Annotated in this window: 16 protein-coding genes; 4 read left to right on the forward strand and 12 right to left on the reverse strand. The window is 37.3% G+C overall.

What is annotated here, in order from left to right:
• Positions 1–91: 91 nt before the first annotated feature.
• Genes U5B17_RS04455 through U5B17_RS04470 form a run of 4 tightly spaced genes read left to right on the forward strand, consistent with a single transcriptional unit; the run spans position 92 to position 2,827 of the window.
• Positions 92–325: a hypothetical protein gene (locus U5B17_RS04455; RefSeq protein ID WP_430804162.1), complete on the forward strand. Its 234-nt coding sequence runs from the start codon at positions 92–94 to the stop codon at positions 323–325.
• 2 nt (positions 326–327) lie between these two features.
• The gene (locus U5B17_RS04460; RefSeq protein ID WP_430804163.1) at positions 328–564 is read left to right on the forward strand and encodes a hypothetical protein; all 237 of its coding nucleotides are present in this window, start codon (positions 328–330) and stop codon (positions 562–564) included.
• On the forward strand, positions 564–974 hold the full coding sequence (locus U5B17_RS04465; RefSeq protein WP_430804164.1) for a type II secretion system protein: 411 nt from the start codon (positions 564–566) through the stop codon (positions 972–974). Before U5B17_RS04460 ends, U5B17_RS04465 begins: the two co-directional genes overlap by 1 nt.
• A 2-nt stretch (positions 975–976) precedes the next feature.
• Positions 977–2,827, forward strand: coding sequence for a primosomal protein N' (locus U5B17_RS04470; protein ID WP_430804275.1), 1,851 nt, complete (start codon positions 977–979; stop codon positions 2,825–2,827).
• Here the strand turns inward: U5B17_RS04470 and U5B17_RS04475 are convergent.
• The 12 genes from U5B17_RS04475 to U5B17_RS04530 all read right to left on the reverse strand — a co-directional run bounded on the left by U5B17_RS04475 (position 2,820) and on the right by U5B17_RS04530 (position 15,963).
• Positions 2,820–3,287: a molybdate transport repressor gene (locus U5B17_RS04475; protein ID WP_430804165.1), complete on the reverse strand. Its 468-nt coding sequence runs from the start codon at positions 3,285–3,287 to the stop codon at positions 2,820–2,822. The genes U5B17_RS04470 and U5B17_RS04475 overlap by 8 nt on opposite strands.
• Before the next feature lie 9 nt (positions 3,288–3,296).
• Positions 3,297–3,926, reverse strand: coding sequence for a hypothetical protein (locus U5B17_RS04480; protein ID WP_430804166.1), 630 nt, complete (start codon positions 3,924–3,926; stop codon positions 3,297–3,299).
• A gap of 63 nt (positions 3,927–3,989) precedes the next feature.
• Positions 3,990–4,550: a serine O-acetyltransferase EpsC gene (epsC, locus tag U5B17_RS04485; protein WP_430804167.1), complete on the reverse strand. Its 561-nt coding sequence runs from the start codon at positions 4,548–4,550 to the stop codon at positions 3,990–3,992.
• Positions 4,551–5,456 (reverse strand): cysteine synthase A, encoded by a 906-nt coding sequence (cysK, locus tag U5B17_RS04490; RefSeq protein ID WP_430804168.1) that lies wholly within the window; start codon positions 5,454–5,456, stop codon positions 4,551–4,553.
• 61 nt (positions 5,457–5,517) lie between these two features.
• Entirely contained in the window at positions 5,518–6,171 is a 654-nt protein-coding gene (locus U5B17_RS04495; RefSeq protein WP_430804169.1) for an endonuclease III domain-containing protein, read from the reverse strand.
• The gene (locus U5B17_RS04500; protein WP_430804170.1) at positions 6,171–6,947 is read right to left on the reverse strand and encodes an ATP-binding protein; all 777 of its coding nucleotides are present in this window, start codon (positions 6,945–6,947) and stop codon (positions 6,171–6,173) included. The genes U5B17_RS04495 and U5B17_RS04500 overlap by 1 nt, the downstream gene beginning before the upstream one ends.
• On the reverse strand, positions 6,944–9,886 hold the full coding sequence (mfd, locus tag U5B17_RS04505; RefSeq protein ID WP_430804171.1) for a transcription-repair coupling factor: 2,943 nt from the start codon (positions 9,884–9,886) through the stop codon (positions 6,944–6,946). The genes U5B17_RS04500 and mfd overlap by 4 nt, the downstream gene beginning before the upstream one ends.
• Positions 9,867–11,060: a Mur ligase family protein gene (locus U5B17_RS04510; RefSeq protein ID WP_430804172.1), complete on the reverse strand. Its 1,194-nt coding sequence runs from the start codon at positions 11,058–11,060 to the stop codon at positions 9,867–9,869. Before U5B17_RS04510 ends, mfd begins: the two co-directional genes overlap by 20 nt.
• 4 nt (positions 11,061–11,064) lie before the next feature.
• Positions 11,065–12,627, reverse strand: coding sequence for a GGDEF domain-containing protein (locus U5B17_RS04515; RefSeq protein ID WP_430804173.1), 1,563 nt, complete (start codon positions 12,625–12,627; stop codon positions 11,065–11,067).
• Positions 12,614–13,147 carry an LPS assembly lipoprotein LptE gene (lptE, locus tag U5B17_RS04520; protein WP_430804174.1) on the reverse strand — a complete coding sequence of 178 codons (534 nt, stop codon included), beginning with the start codon at positions 13,145–13,147 and terminating at the stop codon, positions 12,614–12,616. The genes U5B17_RS04515 and lptE overlap by 14 nt, the downstream gene beginning before the upstream one ends.
• A 3-nt stretch (positions 13,148–13,150) precedes the next feature.
• Positions 13,151–15,616 (reverse strand): leucine--tRNA ligase, encoded by a 2,466-nt coding sequence (gene leuS, locus U5B17_RS04525; RefSeq protein ID WP_430804175.1) that lies wholly within the window; start codon positions 15,614–15,616, stop codon positions 13,151–13,153.
• An 8-nt stretch (positions 15,617–15,624) separates the two neighbouring features.
• Positions 15,625–15,963, reverse strand: a complete 339-nt coding sequence (locus U5B17_RS04530; protein ID WP_230056649.1) for a DUF6394 family protein — start codon at positions 15,961–15,963, stop codon at positions 15,625–15,627.
• Between the last annotated feature and the right edge of the window lie 5 nt (positions 15,964–15,968).

A 15,968-nucleotide genomic window follows, 5' to 3' on the forward strand; every position in this document is an offset into this window, starting at 1 on the left:
TACACATTTTAGCAAAGAATTAATTAAACTTATGAAATTTTTAGCGCAAATTTGCTAAAATAAGGGCTTAAATTTTATAAAAAGGGTAAAAATGTTTGAAGATGATAAAGTATTAACCACACTAACAAGTAAAGTAAATGACCTACTTACAAAATTTGATGAGCTAACAAAGGCAAACGAAGAGCTTCACAACCAGATCGTAACCCTAAAAGCACAAAATGAAGCAAAGACAAATCAAATAATGCGCCTTGAAGAGGAGCTAAACAAAAAGAACAACGAAGCAGACGATGTTCTTAAGAAGATTGAAGCAGTTCTTAGCAAGTAACCATGAGAAGAGAGATCACGCTCACGATCGCATCTCGCGATTATGTTATCACGATAGATGATGACGACTTTTATAATACACTTGAGCGTGATTTTGGTGGATTTAGAAATAATAAAAAGATTCTAAATCCAAAAGAAATGCTTGATCTTTTTGTTCAAAAAAGCTTTGATCGCTTTGAAGATGAAAGTACTATGTTATCGCTCATAGAAAAGATAGATAAAAGGCTAAAAAGAAGCTGATGAGGCGCGCTTTTAGCATGATAGAGTTAGTTTTTGTGGTGGTTGTTATAGCCATTTTGGCAGGTATTATGCTACCAAAAATTTCGGTCAGCAAAGATGACGCCATTATCATAAAAACAAGATCTGAGATAGCCGCCATCCAATCAGCCATAAGCACACAATACTCCCAAACACTGCTTAGCGCAAACCCAAACTACCCACAAACACTTCAAAGCACGCAGTTGCTCTTTAGTGCGGTTTTACCCATTGGCATAGTTGACGCAAACGGCAAAGAAGGCTGGAGCAAGGTAGGAGAAGGCGATGAAAACTATGTTTTTAAATACAAAAATAGTATAGCAAATTTCAAATATGATAAGACAAATGGTAGTTTTGTCTGCGTTAGTGGCGGTCTTTGCAGCATGTTAAAATAGCCATGTTTTACTACCTTGTTAGCTTTTTTGGCAAAAATTTAGCTCCGCTTACATATGAAAGCGAGCAGGATATTAATGAGTTTACTTGTGTTTTAGCACCCATAAAAGGCAAAGATACAAAAGGTGTTATCGTAAAAAAATGCAATAAACCAAGCTTTAAAACAACAAACATAACAGAAATTCTACCACAAAAGCTGACCGATACCCAGCGCCTTTTAGCTGAGTTTATAGCCCACTACTATACCTGTGAACTTGGCGTTTCTTTGGGACTTTTTGAGCCTTTTAAAGATGTAGAAAAAGTGATCAAAAAAACAAATTTTACTCTTACGCCTAAGCTAAATCATATCCAGCAAGATGCCCTAAATTTCATACAATCTAATAAAACTGCCCTGCTCTTTGGCGATACTGGAAGTGGCAAAAGTGAGGTTTATATAAGTGCCATACAAAAGGTACTACAAGAGAAAAAACAGGCACTTTTCTTAATGCCAGAAATTTCACTCACACCACAAATGCAAACAAGACTTGAGGGGTATTTTGGTAAAAGTGTAGCGACTTGGCACTCAAAAGTAAGTTCTAAACAAAAGGATGAAATTTTACAAGGCTTGCTTGATGGTAGCATTTGGCTTATCGCAGGGGCGCGTTCGGCGCTATTTCTACCACTTGAGCGACTTGGGCTTATTATCATCGATGAAGAGCATGATGACAGCTACAAAAACACTGGCTCACGCCCACACTATAACGCCCGTGACTTAGCTCTTTTTCTAAATAGCAAAACACAAATAAAGCTAGTTCTAGGTAGTGCAACACCTAGCGTAAGCACATTTTATAAACAGGCTACTTTTCGCATGAAAGGGAGTTTTTTTAGCTCACAAAAAAGCTTTATATATGATGAGAGCGAAACTGGGCTTACGCAAAACATAAAAGAGCAAGTAGCACAAACGCTAGCAAACAAACGACAAGCCATCATCTGCCTGCCAACACGGGCAAATTTTAGATACATTTCATGCAAAGAGTGTGGGCATATAGTAAAATGCCCATTTTGCAGTGTTGGTATGAGCTTTTATAAGGGACAAAATTTACTAAAATGTCAATACTGTGAGTACAAAACCCCTGTGCCAAGCTCATGCGAAAAATGCGGTAGCGAGCTTTTAGAAGCAAAAAAGATAGGCACAAGCGAACTGCTTGAGCAGCTTAGCGGTGAGTTTGCAAATGCTAGGATAGTAAAATTTGACCGTGATGAGATAACTACACAAAAAAAGCTGGTCACGGCACTTAAGGAATTTAACGATCAAAAGATAGATATCCTTGTTGGCACACAAATGCTAAGCAAGGGGCACGACTATCACAATGTCGATCTAGCCGTGATAATGGGCATAGATGAGCTTTTGGCATACCCTGACTTTAGAGCTAGAGAGCGTACGCTAGCACTTGCTATGCAAGTAGCTGGCAGGGCTGGCAGGGCTGGGGCTGGCAGGGTTGTTTTGCAAACTAAACAGCGTGAGTTTTTTGAGAATTATTTACATGATTATGATAAATTTTTACAAGATGAGCTTGAGTTTAGGCAAGAGCTATATCCGCCTTTTTATAGGCTTTTAAGGCTTATCGTATCGCACAAAAGTGAGCAGACTGCACAGCTTGAAACAAATAGATGTGTGGAGCAAATTTCTCTTTTACAAAAACAACTTGAGCTTAGTATCATAGGGTATGGAAAGTGCGCTATAGAGCGTATAGGCGATAAATTTAGATATGAAATTCTACTTCGTTCAAAAAACCCAAATGCACTACTTAAAGTGGCAAATATCTGTGTTAGTGAGATTTGCGATGTTGATATTGACCCGATAAATTTTAGCTAGATTTTTTGTATTCTTTAAGTTTTTTCTTTAAAATTTCACAAATTTTATCCTTACTAAGCTCGTATCTATCAAAAATGATAAGCTCATTCTCACCAAGTGGCTGCGCAAAGCCGTAAACTTGTTGTATGTTAAGCTTATTTTTCTTAAAATTTATCATCAAAACCTCTGCTTTTTGCTTTTGACCTATCGCTTTTATGCCAACATCATCTATATCTTTAAAATTTATTTTTAAGCTTTTCTTGCCTTTTGTTATGACAAATCCATCACTTTCTATCAAAATAAAACTTATTTGATAAAGTTTTATAACGCAAACTGCAAGGCACACAGTCGCCACAAGCATTGTAAAGACGGTGCTTGCGCCCATATCATAGTATTTTCGTCCAACATACGCTACACCAAACAAAATCATCGATGTGATAAAAAGTATAAATAACCTTCTTTTGCTCTCATTTATCTGCATCTTAACTCTTTAGTAGAAAAAATTTAAAATCTGCGTAGCGATCTTATCTTCAATATATGGCATAATATAGCTTGGTGAGTAGAGATTTCTCTCACTTTGTACCTCTAAATTTGTGCGCTGCTCACTACCATTAGTCTGTATCAAAATACTCACAAGACCGCGGTATACATAATACTCCGTACGGTCAAAATCATCCCAGTCATCGTAAAAAAACGGCATCATCATACCCATACTCATACTAGGTCCACTCCAGCGCCTACCCCAGCCATATCCCATATTCATAAACATCCTAGGTCTAGCACGCTCTCTATGCTCGTAGCGCTCCATACTTAAAAGATCTCCAAGTATTACAAGGTCTGCTTTTTGCATTTGAGAAATTTGTATATAGCCCAAAGGCTCTAACTTTGTCGCGATAGTTTTCTCTAGGCTATTAGGCTGTCCTGATGAGTTTTTAAATTTTATATACAGCGTTTTTGTAGCGTTTGCATCAGTTTTTGTTATATTTTGATCGGAATTTTGAGTGATAAAAACAGGTATCGTGCTTTTTACAGAAATTTGCGGAGTTGATGGCATGCCACCACGAGAACAACCAGCAAAAATAAGGAGAAAAATAGCCAAAAACAAATGCTTTATATTCATTTTGTATCCTTCAAAATGAAACATTGTAGCATAAAATTTAAAATTTTTTATAGTTTTTAACGCTTAAATACTATATTCAGGCTCTGGCGGTAATTTTCCGTCTACACGCACAATACGAGCAGGTATACCAACTGCTGTAGCATAGGACGGAACACTTTTTAAAACAACAGAATTTGCACCTATCTTTGAGCCTTTGCCTATCGTTATAGCGCCCAAAACCTTTGCACCAGCGGCAATAACCACGCCATCTTCAACGGTCGGATGTCGCTTGCCACACTCCTTGCCAGTCCCACCCAAAGTAACTCCATGATAAAGCATAACATCATCACCTATCTCGGCTGTTTCTCCTATAACAACACCCATACCATGATCGATAAAAAATCTTTTACCTATCTTTGCACCAGGATGAATTTCAATACCAGTTAAAAACCGAGCTATCTGCGAGATAAAGCGGGCTAAAAATGGGTGCCCACTCTTATAAAATTTATGCGCGATACGATAAAAAGCCAAAGCGTGAATGCCCGGTGTATTTATAAGTATAGCCAGAGTGCAGCAGTTTTGCACCGATGGATCTTTCTCGCGAACTACCCTAACCGCCTCTTTTACTCTGTCTAAAATTTTCATTTATACTCCATAAAGTTCAGTACTTAGATATCTCTCACCAGTGTCAGGAGCGATAAATAGTACCTTTTTGCCAGAGCCAAGATTAGCAGCTATCCTTTTTGCTGCCACATATGCCGCACCACTGCTAATACCAAGCAATATCCCACAACTCTTTGCGATATGCCTAGCCGCAGCCATCGCATCTTCATTACTTACTTTAGCTATCTCATCAACCAATGAAAGATCCATAGTCCCTGGCACAAATCCTGCACCTATGCCTTGAATCTTATGCGGAGCTGGGCTTCCTCCGCTTAAAACTGGCGACGCTTCTGGCTCAACTGCGATAATTTTCGTTGAGTATCCATTTTCTTTAAGCACCTTTGCTACTCCACTTAAAGTCCCGCCAGTACCTACCCCAGCCACAAAAACATCAAGACTAGAAAAATCAGCCATTATCTCTTTTGCCGTGTAAATTTCGTGTGCTTGTGGGTTGTAAGCATTTTCAAACTGACTTAGCATGATGTGATTTGGCTGGCTTGCTAACTCGCTAGCTCTTGCAATAGCACCTTTCATGCCTTTTGCAGCCTCAGTAAGTTCAAGCTTTGCACCATAAGCCGCAACTATCTTTCTGCGCTCAATACTCATACTTTCAGGCATACATAAAATCACCTTAAAACCAAGAGCAGCCGCCACCATCGAGATCCCAATACCAGTGTTTCCGCTAGTTGGCTCTACTATCGTATCACCATCTTTTAGTCTGCCATCTTGTATCATCTGCATTATCATATTTAGTGCTATACGATCTTTTACTGAACCACCTGGGTTAAAATACTCAAGTTTGGCATAAATCTGAGCCTCATCATAATTTGTATCAAGCTTTACAACCGGCGTATTACCGATTGTTTTGATAATGTTATCATATATCATATTTACTCCTTAAATTTTATAGTAAATTTATCGTAAAATATTAAACATTAAACCAACTCTTTTAAAACCTAAGTCTCTCGCGCCCCACATCACTAAGTAGCTTGCCTTTAAAATGTTTTTTACAAAACTCAAGCACAAGCGCATGATAAATTTTAAAAATTTCAGCCTCATTAGCATTGCTAACAAGCTCTGAAATTTTTACCACATCAATGTCCATAAGCCACTCCTGAGCCTCGTCATAGCTTTCAAACTCATATCCAAGATGATTTAATATCCTTAAAACATAAGCATCAACCACCATTACTGCATGCCCGCATGCATAAGCCAATATCGCATCGCAAGTCTCAGCGCCAACACCTTTAATGCTAAGTAGCCACTCGCGGCTAACGCTGGTTTTAAAATTTTCAAAATTTTTAAATTCTGACTTTATAGCCCTGCAAAGCGTGTGAAGCCGCTTGGCTTTTGTGTTGTAAAAACCGCTTGGTTTTATGGCAAGTGCAAGCTCTTCGCTGCTCATTTTTAAGATAGCTTCTAGATTTAAAGCCTCTTTTGTGCGCAAATTTTGCAAAGCTTTCTCTACATTTTTCCACGCTGTATTTTGAACCAATATAGCACCCACAACAACTTCAAAGCTACCCTCTCCAGGCCAAACAAGCAAGCTTTTTTCACCATCAAAGTCTTGCCATAAGCCAGAAAAAAGATGGGTTGAGTTCATTATTTATCCTTTGAAATTTTATCCCTATAAAGTAAGTAAAACTGCTTTGCAGTACGACCACTACGGCTTGCTCTAAGCGTCGCATAGCTTTTTGCTAGATCATGAAGAATCTCTTTATCTACATTTTCGTTTTTAAAATAGTGATCAACGATATCTAGATACTCAGTAAAATTTCCCTGATAAAAACTTATCCAAAGACCAAATCTATCGGCAAGCGACATCTTTTCATTAACCGTATCGCCGTAATGAATTTCGCCATCTTTTATACTCACTCCATCATTATCACTTTGCTTTTCACTGACTAGATGGCGACGATTTGAAGTGGCATAAACTAGGATATTTTTAGGAGGTTTTGATATGCTACCTTGCATAAGTGGTTTTAAAAACTTATAGTCTGCACTGCCGTTTTCAAAACTCATGTCATCACAAAAGATAATAAATTTAAACTTATTTTGCTCCCTTAACTCATCGATAATGTCTGGCAAATTTTTAAACTCATCAGATGCGATCTCTATAAGACGGAGATTTTCTTTATAAAATTTGGTAAAAACTGCCTTTAAAAGGCTGGACTTTCCACATCCCATCTCACCCCAAAGCAAGACATGGTTTGCCTCATTTCCATTTATAAAATTTTGTGTATTTAGTATAAGCTGAGTTTTTTGAGTCTGAAGACCGACAAGATCATCGATATCAACAAAATCAATCTCTTTCACAGGCACGAGCTGTGCTTTGCTAGATCGCCAAATAGCCGCGAACTCCCTAGTCCAGTCTATCATTTTAAACTCCTTAAATAGCCTATTATCTCGCCAATCACATCATCATCATCTTTACTTCGTGACTTTAGTCTTATCTTTTCATCTTTTTGGCTTGTTAAAACTATATTTTGCTCAGCATTTGATACAGCTTTAAAGCCATGCTTTAGTGCTAAAATTTTGATGATTATAATATCTAAAAACTGTTTTGTGTAGCTATCAAGCTTGCCAAACCTATCCTCTATCTCGCCACTTATATCATAAACCTCACCTACGCTCACAGCCTTACTAAGCCGTCTGTAAAGCTCTAGCCTCAAACGATCTTCTAGGATAAATTCAGGGTTTAAAAAGGCATTTACGCTAAGCTTTAAATCTATCTTGTTTAGCTTTGCACTTTGTTGATTAAGTAGCGAGTTTATCTCATCTTCAAGCATTTTTAAATAAAGCGAGTAGCCTATCGCTTCAATGTGTCCGCTTTGAGCCTCACCTATAATATTGCCACCACCTCTAATTTCTAAGTCATGATAAGCAAGCACACTTCCAGAACCAAGCGCTGAGTTGCTCTCAAGCGCAACAAGTCGCTTCAGCGCTTCTGGTGTAAGCTCATTTTTATCTTCAACCAAAAAATAACAAAAGCCCTGCTTGTTGCTTCTGCCTACACGACCCCTAAGCTGATGAAGGTCTGCGATACCAAATTTGTTGGCATTTTCAACTATCATAGTGTTTGCATTTGGCAAATGTATGCCACTTTCTACAATGCTAGTGCAAACCATCACATCATATTCGCCGTTTTCAAACTTTAAAATTTCCTCTTCAGTTATCTTCGCGTCTATCTTTGAGTGAAGTATCAAAATTCTTAAATTTGGTAGAATTTTGCGTAAATTTTTAGCGCAAAGCTCTATATCTGCGATGTGATTATGTATATAAAATACCTGTCCACCGCGCCTCATCTCGCGCATTATCGCCTCTTTTATGATCTTTTCATCCCACTCTTTTACGCTAGTCCTTACATCAAGGCGTTCACTTGGTGGAGTTTTAAGCACACTATAGGTCTTAATCTTTGAAAGAGCCATATTCAAACTTCTAGGGATAGGCGTAGCAGACATGCTTAAAACATGCGAATTTGATGAAATTTCTTTTAGTTTTTCTTTTTGTTTTACGCCAAATTTATGCTCTTCATCAACAACAATAAGTCCTACATTTTTTGCCTTTAGATTAAGCAAAGCATGCGTACCAACACAAACACAAGGCTCGCCATCACTTAAAGCCTTTGTGACCTCAGCCTTTTGCCTAGCTGAGCTAAACCTATCAAGTCTAAAAACCTTGATATCAAACTCAGTCAAACGCTCTTTTAGGCTCTTAAAATGCTGTGAGCTAAGAAGTGTTGTCGGTACAAAAAATAGCGCAACAAAGCCAGAAAGCACACATTTAAAAATGGCATTCATGGCAACTTCAGTCTTGCCAAAGCCGACATCACCACTAAGCAGTCTATCCATCACGCGACCACTTTTTAGCTCATCTGAAATTTCGCCAACGGCTGTAAGTTGATCGGTGGTGTATTCAAAGCCAGCTTGAGATAGAAATTTCAGATACTGCGCATCGTCTTTTTGTATCACAATCCCTTGTACCAACTCACGCTGGGCTGCCATAGCGATAATTTTTGAGGCTATTAAAAATAGCTTTTCGCGTACTTTTTCTTTTATCTTGGTAAAGCTTGCTTTTCCAAGTCTATCAAGTACGGCGATTGAACCATTTACGGCGATATAGCGATCTATAAGGTTTAAATTTTCAACTGGCAAAAGCAGTCTGTCATCATTTTGATAGGCGATAACTACAAACTCTTTCGTAGCCCCTAAAACCGTAATCTTTTCAAGCCCTAAAAACTTACCGATACCATACTCTTCATGCACAACATAATCATTTACTTTTAACTCATCAACTACGAGTGAAGCCTTTTTAGCTCTTGTTTTTTTGATAAATTTATTTAATGATATAATTACTTTTGTTGGCGAAGTTAAATTTACAACAAGTGGGCTAATTAATAATTTTACATTCTCATTGTCAACATTTAAAGCGCTAAAAAGCGACTCGTTGCGAGCTAAAACAGTTATATCTTTGTGTTTGTTTATCTCGAAAAAATCAGAAGTTGGGCTTGCTAAAAGTGGTTTAAATTCCTTTGCTTGGGGAATAACGCTAAATTTTTTAAATATGCTTAAATCACGCTCATCATCTATCTCTTTAACATCTTGCGCTAAAACACAGTGAAATTTCTCAAGGTAGTTTTCAAAACCATCTATCGCCCAAAAACCAAGGGAATTTAAATCGCTAACGATAGCATTTGTATTTATATCTTGGAGTTTTTCATTTGCTTTTTCATACTCATTTTTACTAAGTTTAGCTAAAAATGGCACAACTTCAATACTTTCAAGCTCAGCCTTTGAGCTTATCTGCGTTGAAATATCATAGTTTCTAATACTCTCAACCTCATCATCAAAAAGCAAAATTCTTACTGGCTCATCATAATTTAGACTAAAAATATCTATCACATCGCCACGAATGCTAAACTCTCCCCTACTTTCAGCTATATCAACTATCTCATATCCAGAAAAAAGTAGCTCATCGCGCAAGGCGTTTATGTCTATTTTGTCGCCAAAATTTATCGTTATGCTTTTTAGCTGTAAGCTTGATGGAAGTGGGTTTAGAAGTGTTGAATATGGTGAGACAATGAGTTTTTTATCGCTACATTTATAATAATCACTTAAAATTTTGCTAATATCTACAAGTTCTTCATTAAAGCTTCGCAAATCATCGCCAAACCTAGCCCTAAAATCCGGCAAAACAAATGTCTTAAGCCCAGTCAAAGACGCTGCATCAGCACATTCTCTGGCACTTTTATCATCTTGGCAAATTAAAATATCAGCGCTATTTTTGCCAAGAAAATATTCATAAACTTTCTCTTGCATGATATCGCCTTAAAAATGCCTCGACAAGGTAAAATGAACCAAAAACTAGATAAATTTCATCATCTTTTGTCTGCAAAATTTCATCCATATCTATATCATCAAAATAGCTAAATTTAAGCTCTAAATTATCTAAAGTCGCTATTAATCTCTGTCCGCCAAGCTCACGACCATGTCCGTCGTAGTCGATTATTTTTACATTTTTTATAATATTTTTTAAAGTAGATAAAACCGCACAAAAGTCCTTATCAGCAAACGCATTATATATAAGACAAACTTTTTTGCCATCAAATTTTTGTGCGATAGCCTGCGCTCCAAGCTCGTTATGTCCTACATCAATATATAAATTTGGTGCAAGCTGCTCACACCTGCCCCTAATATCAAGCCCGCCAAGATTTGTTATATTTAATTCTGACAAAAGTATCTTTGCAGCTGCGGCTGCTAGTGTTAGATTAGAAACTAAAAATTCTGGTAGTTCAAAATTCTGAGCGTATTTTTTTATACTATCTCTATCATCATTTTTTAAAATTTGACTCGCAAAGTCTATTTTTGCACCTAATTTTTTTGCTATCATAAAACCTATGTCAGAGCAAATTTTGTCCATTTTATCGTTTAAAATAGCTGGTGAATTGGCATTTATGGCTTTAAATTTAGTAGTTGCTATAGCCTTTAGATCAACACCTAAAACATCGACATGATCAAGTCCTATCGGAGTAAAAAGACTAAGTTTTTTCTCAAAGACATTTGTAGCATCAAGCTCACCGCCCATTCCAGCCTCGCATACAAAATACTCACACTCCTCAAATAAAGTAGCCGCGAGCAGCGTAGCATACTCAAAATAGCTAGTTTTTACCCTAAACTCATCTGGTAAAATTTCTAACAATCTCTGGTGAGCTAGCTCCAAATTTTCATCACTAACGATACTTCCATTAAGCCAAAAACGCTCCTTAAACTCAAATATATGCGGACTTGTATAATGTCCAACAGTTTTGCCATTTGCATGTAAAATTTGAGCCAAAAAGCGCCCTGTGCTACCCTTGCCATTTGTTCCTATGACATGAATAATCTTAAACGGTTTAAATTTATCTTTAATGCTTTGCCAAGCACGAGGCATACGAGTATAATCAATCTCTTTATAAAAGAGCGGTTTGCCTTCTAAAAATTTCTCTAGCTTCATAAAGTTAGTTTTTTGGCGATACCTGATTTCTTCCGTTTTGCTTTGAATGATAAAGCATCTTATCAGCATTTTCTATAGTAGACATATCGCTTAAACTTAGGCTTCTAGTTGCAACTCCAGCGCTTATAGTAACTTTTATACGCTCATTTTTATAGATAAATTTAAAACTTTCAATAGTTTGTCTTATCTTTTCAGCAAATACAATCGCTTCGCTTTGACTTGTGATTGGAAGTATAACGATAAACTCTTCGCCACCATATCTGCCTATAAAATCAATTTTTCTTATGTTTTTCTTAAATATCATCGCAACTGTAGCGAGTATAACATCGCCAGCGTCATGCCCATAAGTATCATTAATCTTTTTAAAGAAGTCGATATCAAGGAAGCAAACAGAATAATCAGTCCCATATCTTCTGTAAGCCTCTTCGATTCGCCTTAGTTCCTCCATAAGTGCTCTTTTAGTCGCTGTCTTTGTCAAAAAGTCCTCACGGCTTTCTATCTTAGCTTCTTCAAGCTCTTGCTCAAGAGAATTTATGCGCTCTTGAAGCTCTGATATAGTTGCTTGCTTGCTACTCATCTCAGCTCCCAATTCACGGCTTTCTATCTCAAGTGCATTTGCTATGTTAAAAAGCATCTCTTTTACTTGCTCAAAACTATTTGTATCAAGTCTTATCTCAGCAATATCACTTTTAATGCCCTGCATCTTAGCAGTGCTATCTCGTGATGTATTGGCAAGCTCTGAAATTCTGCTTCCGATACTGCCTAAAACGCTATTAAGCGATGAAATTTTCTGAGCTACTTCATTTTTATCGGTTTCGATACGACGAGCAACTAAATTTTTTATCTCATCTTTTATGTTTGGTGAGTTTATCTCCATAGGATTTTTTGAAATGCTAGCATTTATCTGAGCTATCTCATCGTCAAGCTCTTTTGTGATAGACGGTTCAAGCATAATGCCGACAAGCTCAACAAATGAGTTTAACATATCGTTATCGTTTTGTAGCATTAAGAAATTTTCAAGCTCGCCCATCATCGTTTTTAGGTCTTCGTTACCTTTAACACCATAATGTTTTAAGAAGTCCAAATACTCATCATCATAGCTACTAACAATCTCAAACCACTTCTCCCTTATCTCATCAAGCGCGACTGGATCGCACTTTTTAGATAAAATTTGCATAGACTTTTCAGCCATGGCTTTAGCCTCTTTATTATGAAGCATTGCAACAACCTGAAGCACACGGCGCGCAAACGCATTTAGCGACTTATACCCCTTATCGTCATCAACGCTAGCTGCACCACTTTGCGATGAGCGATTAAGTCTAGCTGTAACAAAAGCCACAAACTCATCAATGCTACTTATGTTCATATTTGCAGCTTGAGTTTTAAACTCAACCCCTAAACGCGAGATGTATTGTTCTATGCGCTTTTTTTCAGCAGTTGTAAAGCCATATTTTTTACAAATTTCATTATAGACATCAGTATAGTTTTCTGGTGTTAGCATGAGCTGACGATTTTTTATCTCACCCAATGCCTCCTTAACTATCTGTGCAACGCTAATTGCTGCCATGTTTGTATCCTTTTATTGCTAATTTTGATATATATTCATCAAAGGCCTCTTTTGAAGCCTCTTTGATAGCTGTAAATTTCTCCGTATCGCTTATGACACTATCTGCATAGCGTATGTTACTAATGCGCCTTGAAACACTAAAGTCATATTCGCCTACGGTTGATATGTTTTCGGTTTTTCCATCTTTAAAGGTTGTCTTAAAATTTAATCCCAAAACAACCTTATACTCCGAGATATACCCAAACTCATCATAAACCATCGCCTGGTATCTAATGGATGTGTTTGACACTTCTATAAGCGTGTTTGCACTTTGTTTATCACTAAGGGTTTTATGTAGTCTTGATACGATACCCTCTTTTACTGCATCTTTTATCAAAACACTATTTTTTGGCTCAGTTTTGCTAATTATAACATCAACATAAACCCTCTCATCCATGATATCTTGTGTGAGTTTTGAGATCGGCTTATATCCACAACCAATAAGCAAAAAAGTTATAAAAAACCATAATAAAAATCTCAAATTTTATCCTTTTATAACCAAATTCACAAGCTTGCCAGGTATATAAATTTCTTTTAATATCTCCTTACCGTCAAGCCATTTTGCCGTTTGTGTTTTTGCCTCTTTTAGTACATCTTCTTTTTTGGCTGATGCTGAAATTTCAAACTCTGCGCGCTTTTTACCATTTATGGTAACGGCTAAGTTTATAGTGTCTTTTACAAAAACTTCATCTAAAATTTTAATCTCACCAAAATTTCTCCTACCAAAAAGCCTCTCACTAAGCTCGCAGGCAATGTGTGGCACAATAGGCTCAAGTAAATTTAAGATAATATAAAAACCCTCAGCACTTACATCATCGTTATTTTGGGCATTTATAGCATTAAGAGCTTCCATACAAGCTGCGATTAAGGTGTTAAATGTAAAACTTTGCGTAAAAACATCTTGCGACTTTACAAGAGCTTCGTACACCTTAAGTCTAGCATACTTCTCCTCTTTGCTAAGATTTGAATGATTTATAGTTGGAATTTGACTTCTTGGGGCTAAATTTATAGCTCTATCCCAAAGTCTATTTAAAAAGCGATATGCACCCTCAACTGCGCTATCATTCCACTCAAGCTCTTTTTGAGGAGGTGCTGCAAAAAGTATAAAAAGCCTTGCTGTATCAGCGCCATATTTATTTATAATATCATCTGGATCTACGACATTTCCCTTGCTTTTACTCATCTTTTTACCGTCTTTTAGCACCATGCCTTGAGTTAGTAAATTTTCAAATGGCTCATCATCTCTCACATAGCCCAAATCTCGAAAAACCTTTTGAAAAAAGCGTGCATAAAGCAGGTGAAGTATAGCATGTTCGATACCGCCGATATATTGATCGACATTCATCCAATAATCAACACCATCTTTATCAAGTGCCATATCTTCCCAAGTTCGCTCATCACTTGCGTATCTTGCAAAATACCAGCTACTTTGCACAAATGTATCCATAGTATCCGTCTCTCTAATGGCGTCGCCACCGCATTTTGGACATTTTGTATACTTCCAAGTTGGATGTTTATCTAAAGGGTTGCCCTCGCCTGTTATATTTACATCATCAGGTAGCGCTACTGGCAAATTTTTCTCATCCTCTGGCACAACTCCACAATGCGGGCAATGCACAATAGGTATAGGCGCACCCCAATATCGCTGACGAGAGATACCCCAGTCACGAAGCTTGAAATTTGTCACTCTTCGTCCAAGCCCTTTGTTTTCAAAATTTGCTATTATTTTCTCTTTTGCATCTTGAGTTTTTAGTCCATCTATAAGTGGCGAATTTATAGCAATACCTGGCTCGCTATTTGCTTTACTAGTGTCATTTTCTTCATTTTCTGGACGAACAACTTGCACGATAGGCAAACCAAACTCATTTGCAAAGTCAAAGTCGCGTTGATCGTGGGCAGGTACTGACATGATAGCTCCGCTACCGTAATCAGCTAAGATAAAATTTGCTACCCAAACTGGAATTTTTTCATTTGTAAGTGGATGGACAACATAAATGCCTAAAAACACACCATCTTTTGCGCTAGCTTGACGCTCCCGTGGACTTTGATTTAATATAGTGCGTATCTTTATCTTTTTATCATCGTCTAAATTTTTACTCTCAAGCAACGCCTTGACAATACCATGCTCTGGCGCAAGAGCTGTATAAGTCACGCCATAAATGGTATCTGGGCGAGTTGTAAAGACCTCAAACCCATCAAATTTACCATCTAAAGTACTCTTTGAGTCCTCGTCTAATTCAAATTTAAACTCTAGTCCGTAACTCTTGCCGATCCAATTTTCTTGCATAGTTAAAACCTGACTTGGCCACTTGCCTTCAAGTTTTTTCAGATCATTTAAAAGCTCATCAGCATACTGTGTTATCTTAAAATAATAGCCAGGAAGTTCCCTTTGAACTATCTCGTTACCACAGCGCCAGCAACAACCCTCTTCAACTTGCTCATTTGCCAAAACTGTCTGATCGTGCTCACACCAGTTTACAACCGCATTTTTGCGATATACCAACCCTTTTTCAAACATCTTTATAAAAAAGCTCTGTTCCCATTTTGTATAAAGAGGATCAGAAGTGGCTAGCTCACGCTTTTTAGAAAACGAAAGCCCTAGAGTTCTAAGCTCTTTTATCATATAATCTATATTTTCATAAGTCCATTTTCTAGGATGCGTGCCGTGTTTTATAGCTGCATTTTCTGCTGGCATGCCAAAGCTATCAAAGCCGATAGGATGCAAGACATTAAAGCCTTTTTTGCGGTAGTATCTAGCTAAAACATCACTTATAGAGTAGTTTCTAACATGCCCCATATGGATGCGTCCACTTGGATATGGAAACATTGAAAGGATGTATTTTTTAGGTAAAGTGTAGTCATTTTTTGGCTCAAATTCCTCATTTTTCGACCAAATTTCTTGCCATTTTTTTTCAATATTTAATGCATCGTATTTTAAAATTTCAGCCATTTTTTCTCCTAAAATTCTTCTTGAGTTTTACTTGACTCGATAAGCACTAGAGCAAGCGAAAAGATATTTGCTATCAGCGCACCAATGGCAAGCGAATAGCAAAGCGTCATATTTGAGCTTACTTGAAGTACGATAAATGCTGGTATAAGGTGCAAGTCAGCAACAAGTGAGCTAGCAAAAAGCTCGGCTGAGAGTATATTTTTCACACCGATTTTAAGCAAAGTAGATACTAAATTTATACTAGCTGCCACAAACAGTGCTATCTCATTTTTATCGTATAAAAACCCAGCCGTTGTAGTAAGACTCATCAGAGCAAAAAATATATAAAAAACTTTTCCCCAATTCATAAAAA

The organism is Campylobacter australis, from assembly GCF_050586305.1.
Lineage (GTDB): Bacteria > Campylobacterota > Campylobacteria > Campylobacterales > Campylobacteraceae > Campylobacter_A.

What these genes read in the sequence shown, in the direction of transcription:
- U5B17_RS04465 (WP_430804164.1), top strand. Translation starts at nt 564, where the DNA reads ATGAGGCGCGCTTTTAGCATGATAGAGTTAGTTTTTGTGGTGGTTGTT.
- leuS (WP_430804175.1), bottom strand. Translation starts at nt 15,616, where the DNA reads ATGGCTGAAATTTTAAAATACGATGCATTAAATATTGAAAAAAAATGG.
- U5B17_RS04460 (WP_430804163.1), top strand. Translation starts at nt 328, where the DNA reads ATGAGAAGAGAGATCACGCTCACGATCGCATCTCGCGATTATGTTATC.
- U5B17_RS04475 (WP_430804165.1), bottom strand. Translation starts at nt 3,287, where the DNA reads ATGCAGATAAATGAGAGCAAAAGAAGGTTATTTATACTTTTTATCACA.
- U5B17_RS04515 (WP_430804173.1), bottom strand. Translation starts at nt 12,627, where the DNA reads ATGGCAGCAATTAGCGTTGCACAGATAGTTAAGGAGGCATTGGGTGAG.
- U5B17_RS04530 (WP_230056649.1), bottom strand. Translation starts at nt 15,963, where the DNA reads ATGAATTGGGGAAAAGTTTTTTATATATTTTTTGCTCTGATGAGTCTT.
- U5B17_RS04495 (WP_430804169.1), bottom strand. Translation starts at nt 6,171, where the DNA reads ATGAACTCAACCCATCTTTTTTCTGGCTTATGGCAAGACTTTGATGGT.
- U5B17_RS04480 (WP_430804166.1), bottom strand. Translation starts at nt 3,926, where the DNA reads ATGAATATAAAGCATTTGTTTTTGGCTATTTTTCTCCTTATTTTTGCT.
- U5B17_RS04455 (WP_430804162.1), top strand. Translation starts at nt 92, where the DNA reads ATGTTTGAAGATGATAAAGTATTAACCACACTAACAAGTAAAGTAAAT.
- U5B17_RS04500 (WP_430804170.1), bottom strand. Translation starts at nt 6,947, where the DNA reads ATGATAGACTGGACTAGGGAGTTCGCGGCTATTTGGCGATCTAGCAAA.
- U5B17_RS04470 (WP_430804275.1), top strand. Translation starts at nt 977, where the DNA reads ATGTTTTACTACCTTGTTAGCTTTTTTGGCAAAAATTTAGCTCCGCTT.
- U5B17_RS04510 (WP_430804172.1), bottom strand. Translation starts at nt 11,060, where the DNA reads ATGAAGCTAGAGAAATTTTTAGAAGGCAAACCGCTCTTTTATAAAGAG.
- cysK (WP_430804168.1), bottom strand. Translation starts at nt 5,456, where the DNA reads ATGATATATGATAACATTATCAAAACAATCGGTAATACGCCGGTTGTA.
- mfd (WP_430804171.1), bottom strand. Translation starts at nt 9,886, where the DNA reads ATGCAAGAGAAAGTTTATGAATATTTTCTTGGCAAAAATAGCGCTGAT.
- epsC (WP_430804167.1), bottom strand. Translation starts at nt 4,550, where the DNA reads ATGAAAATTTTAGACAGAGTAAAAGAGGCGGTTAGGGTAGTTCGCGAG.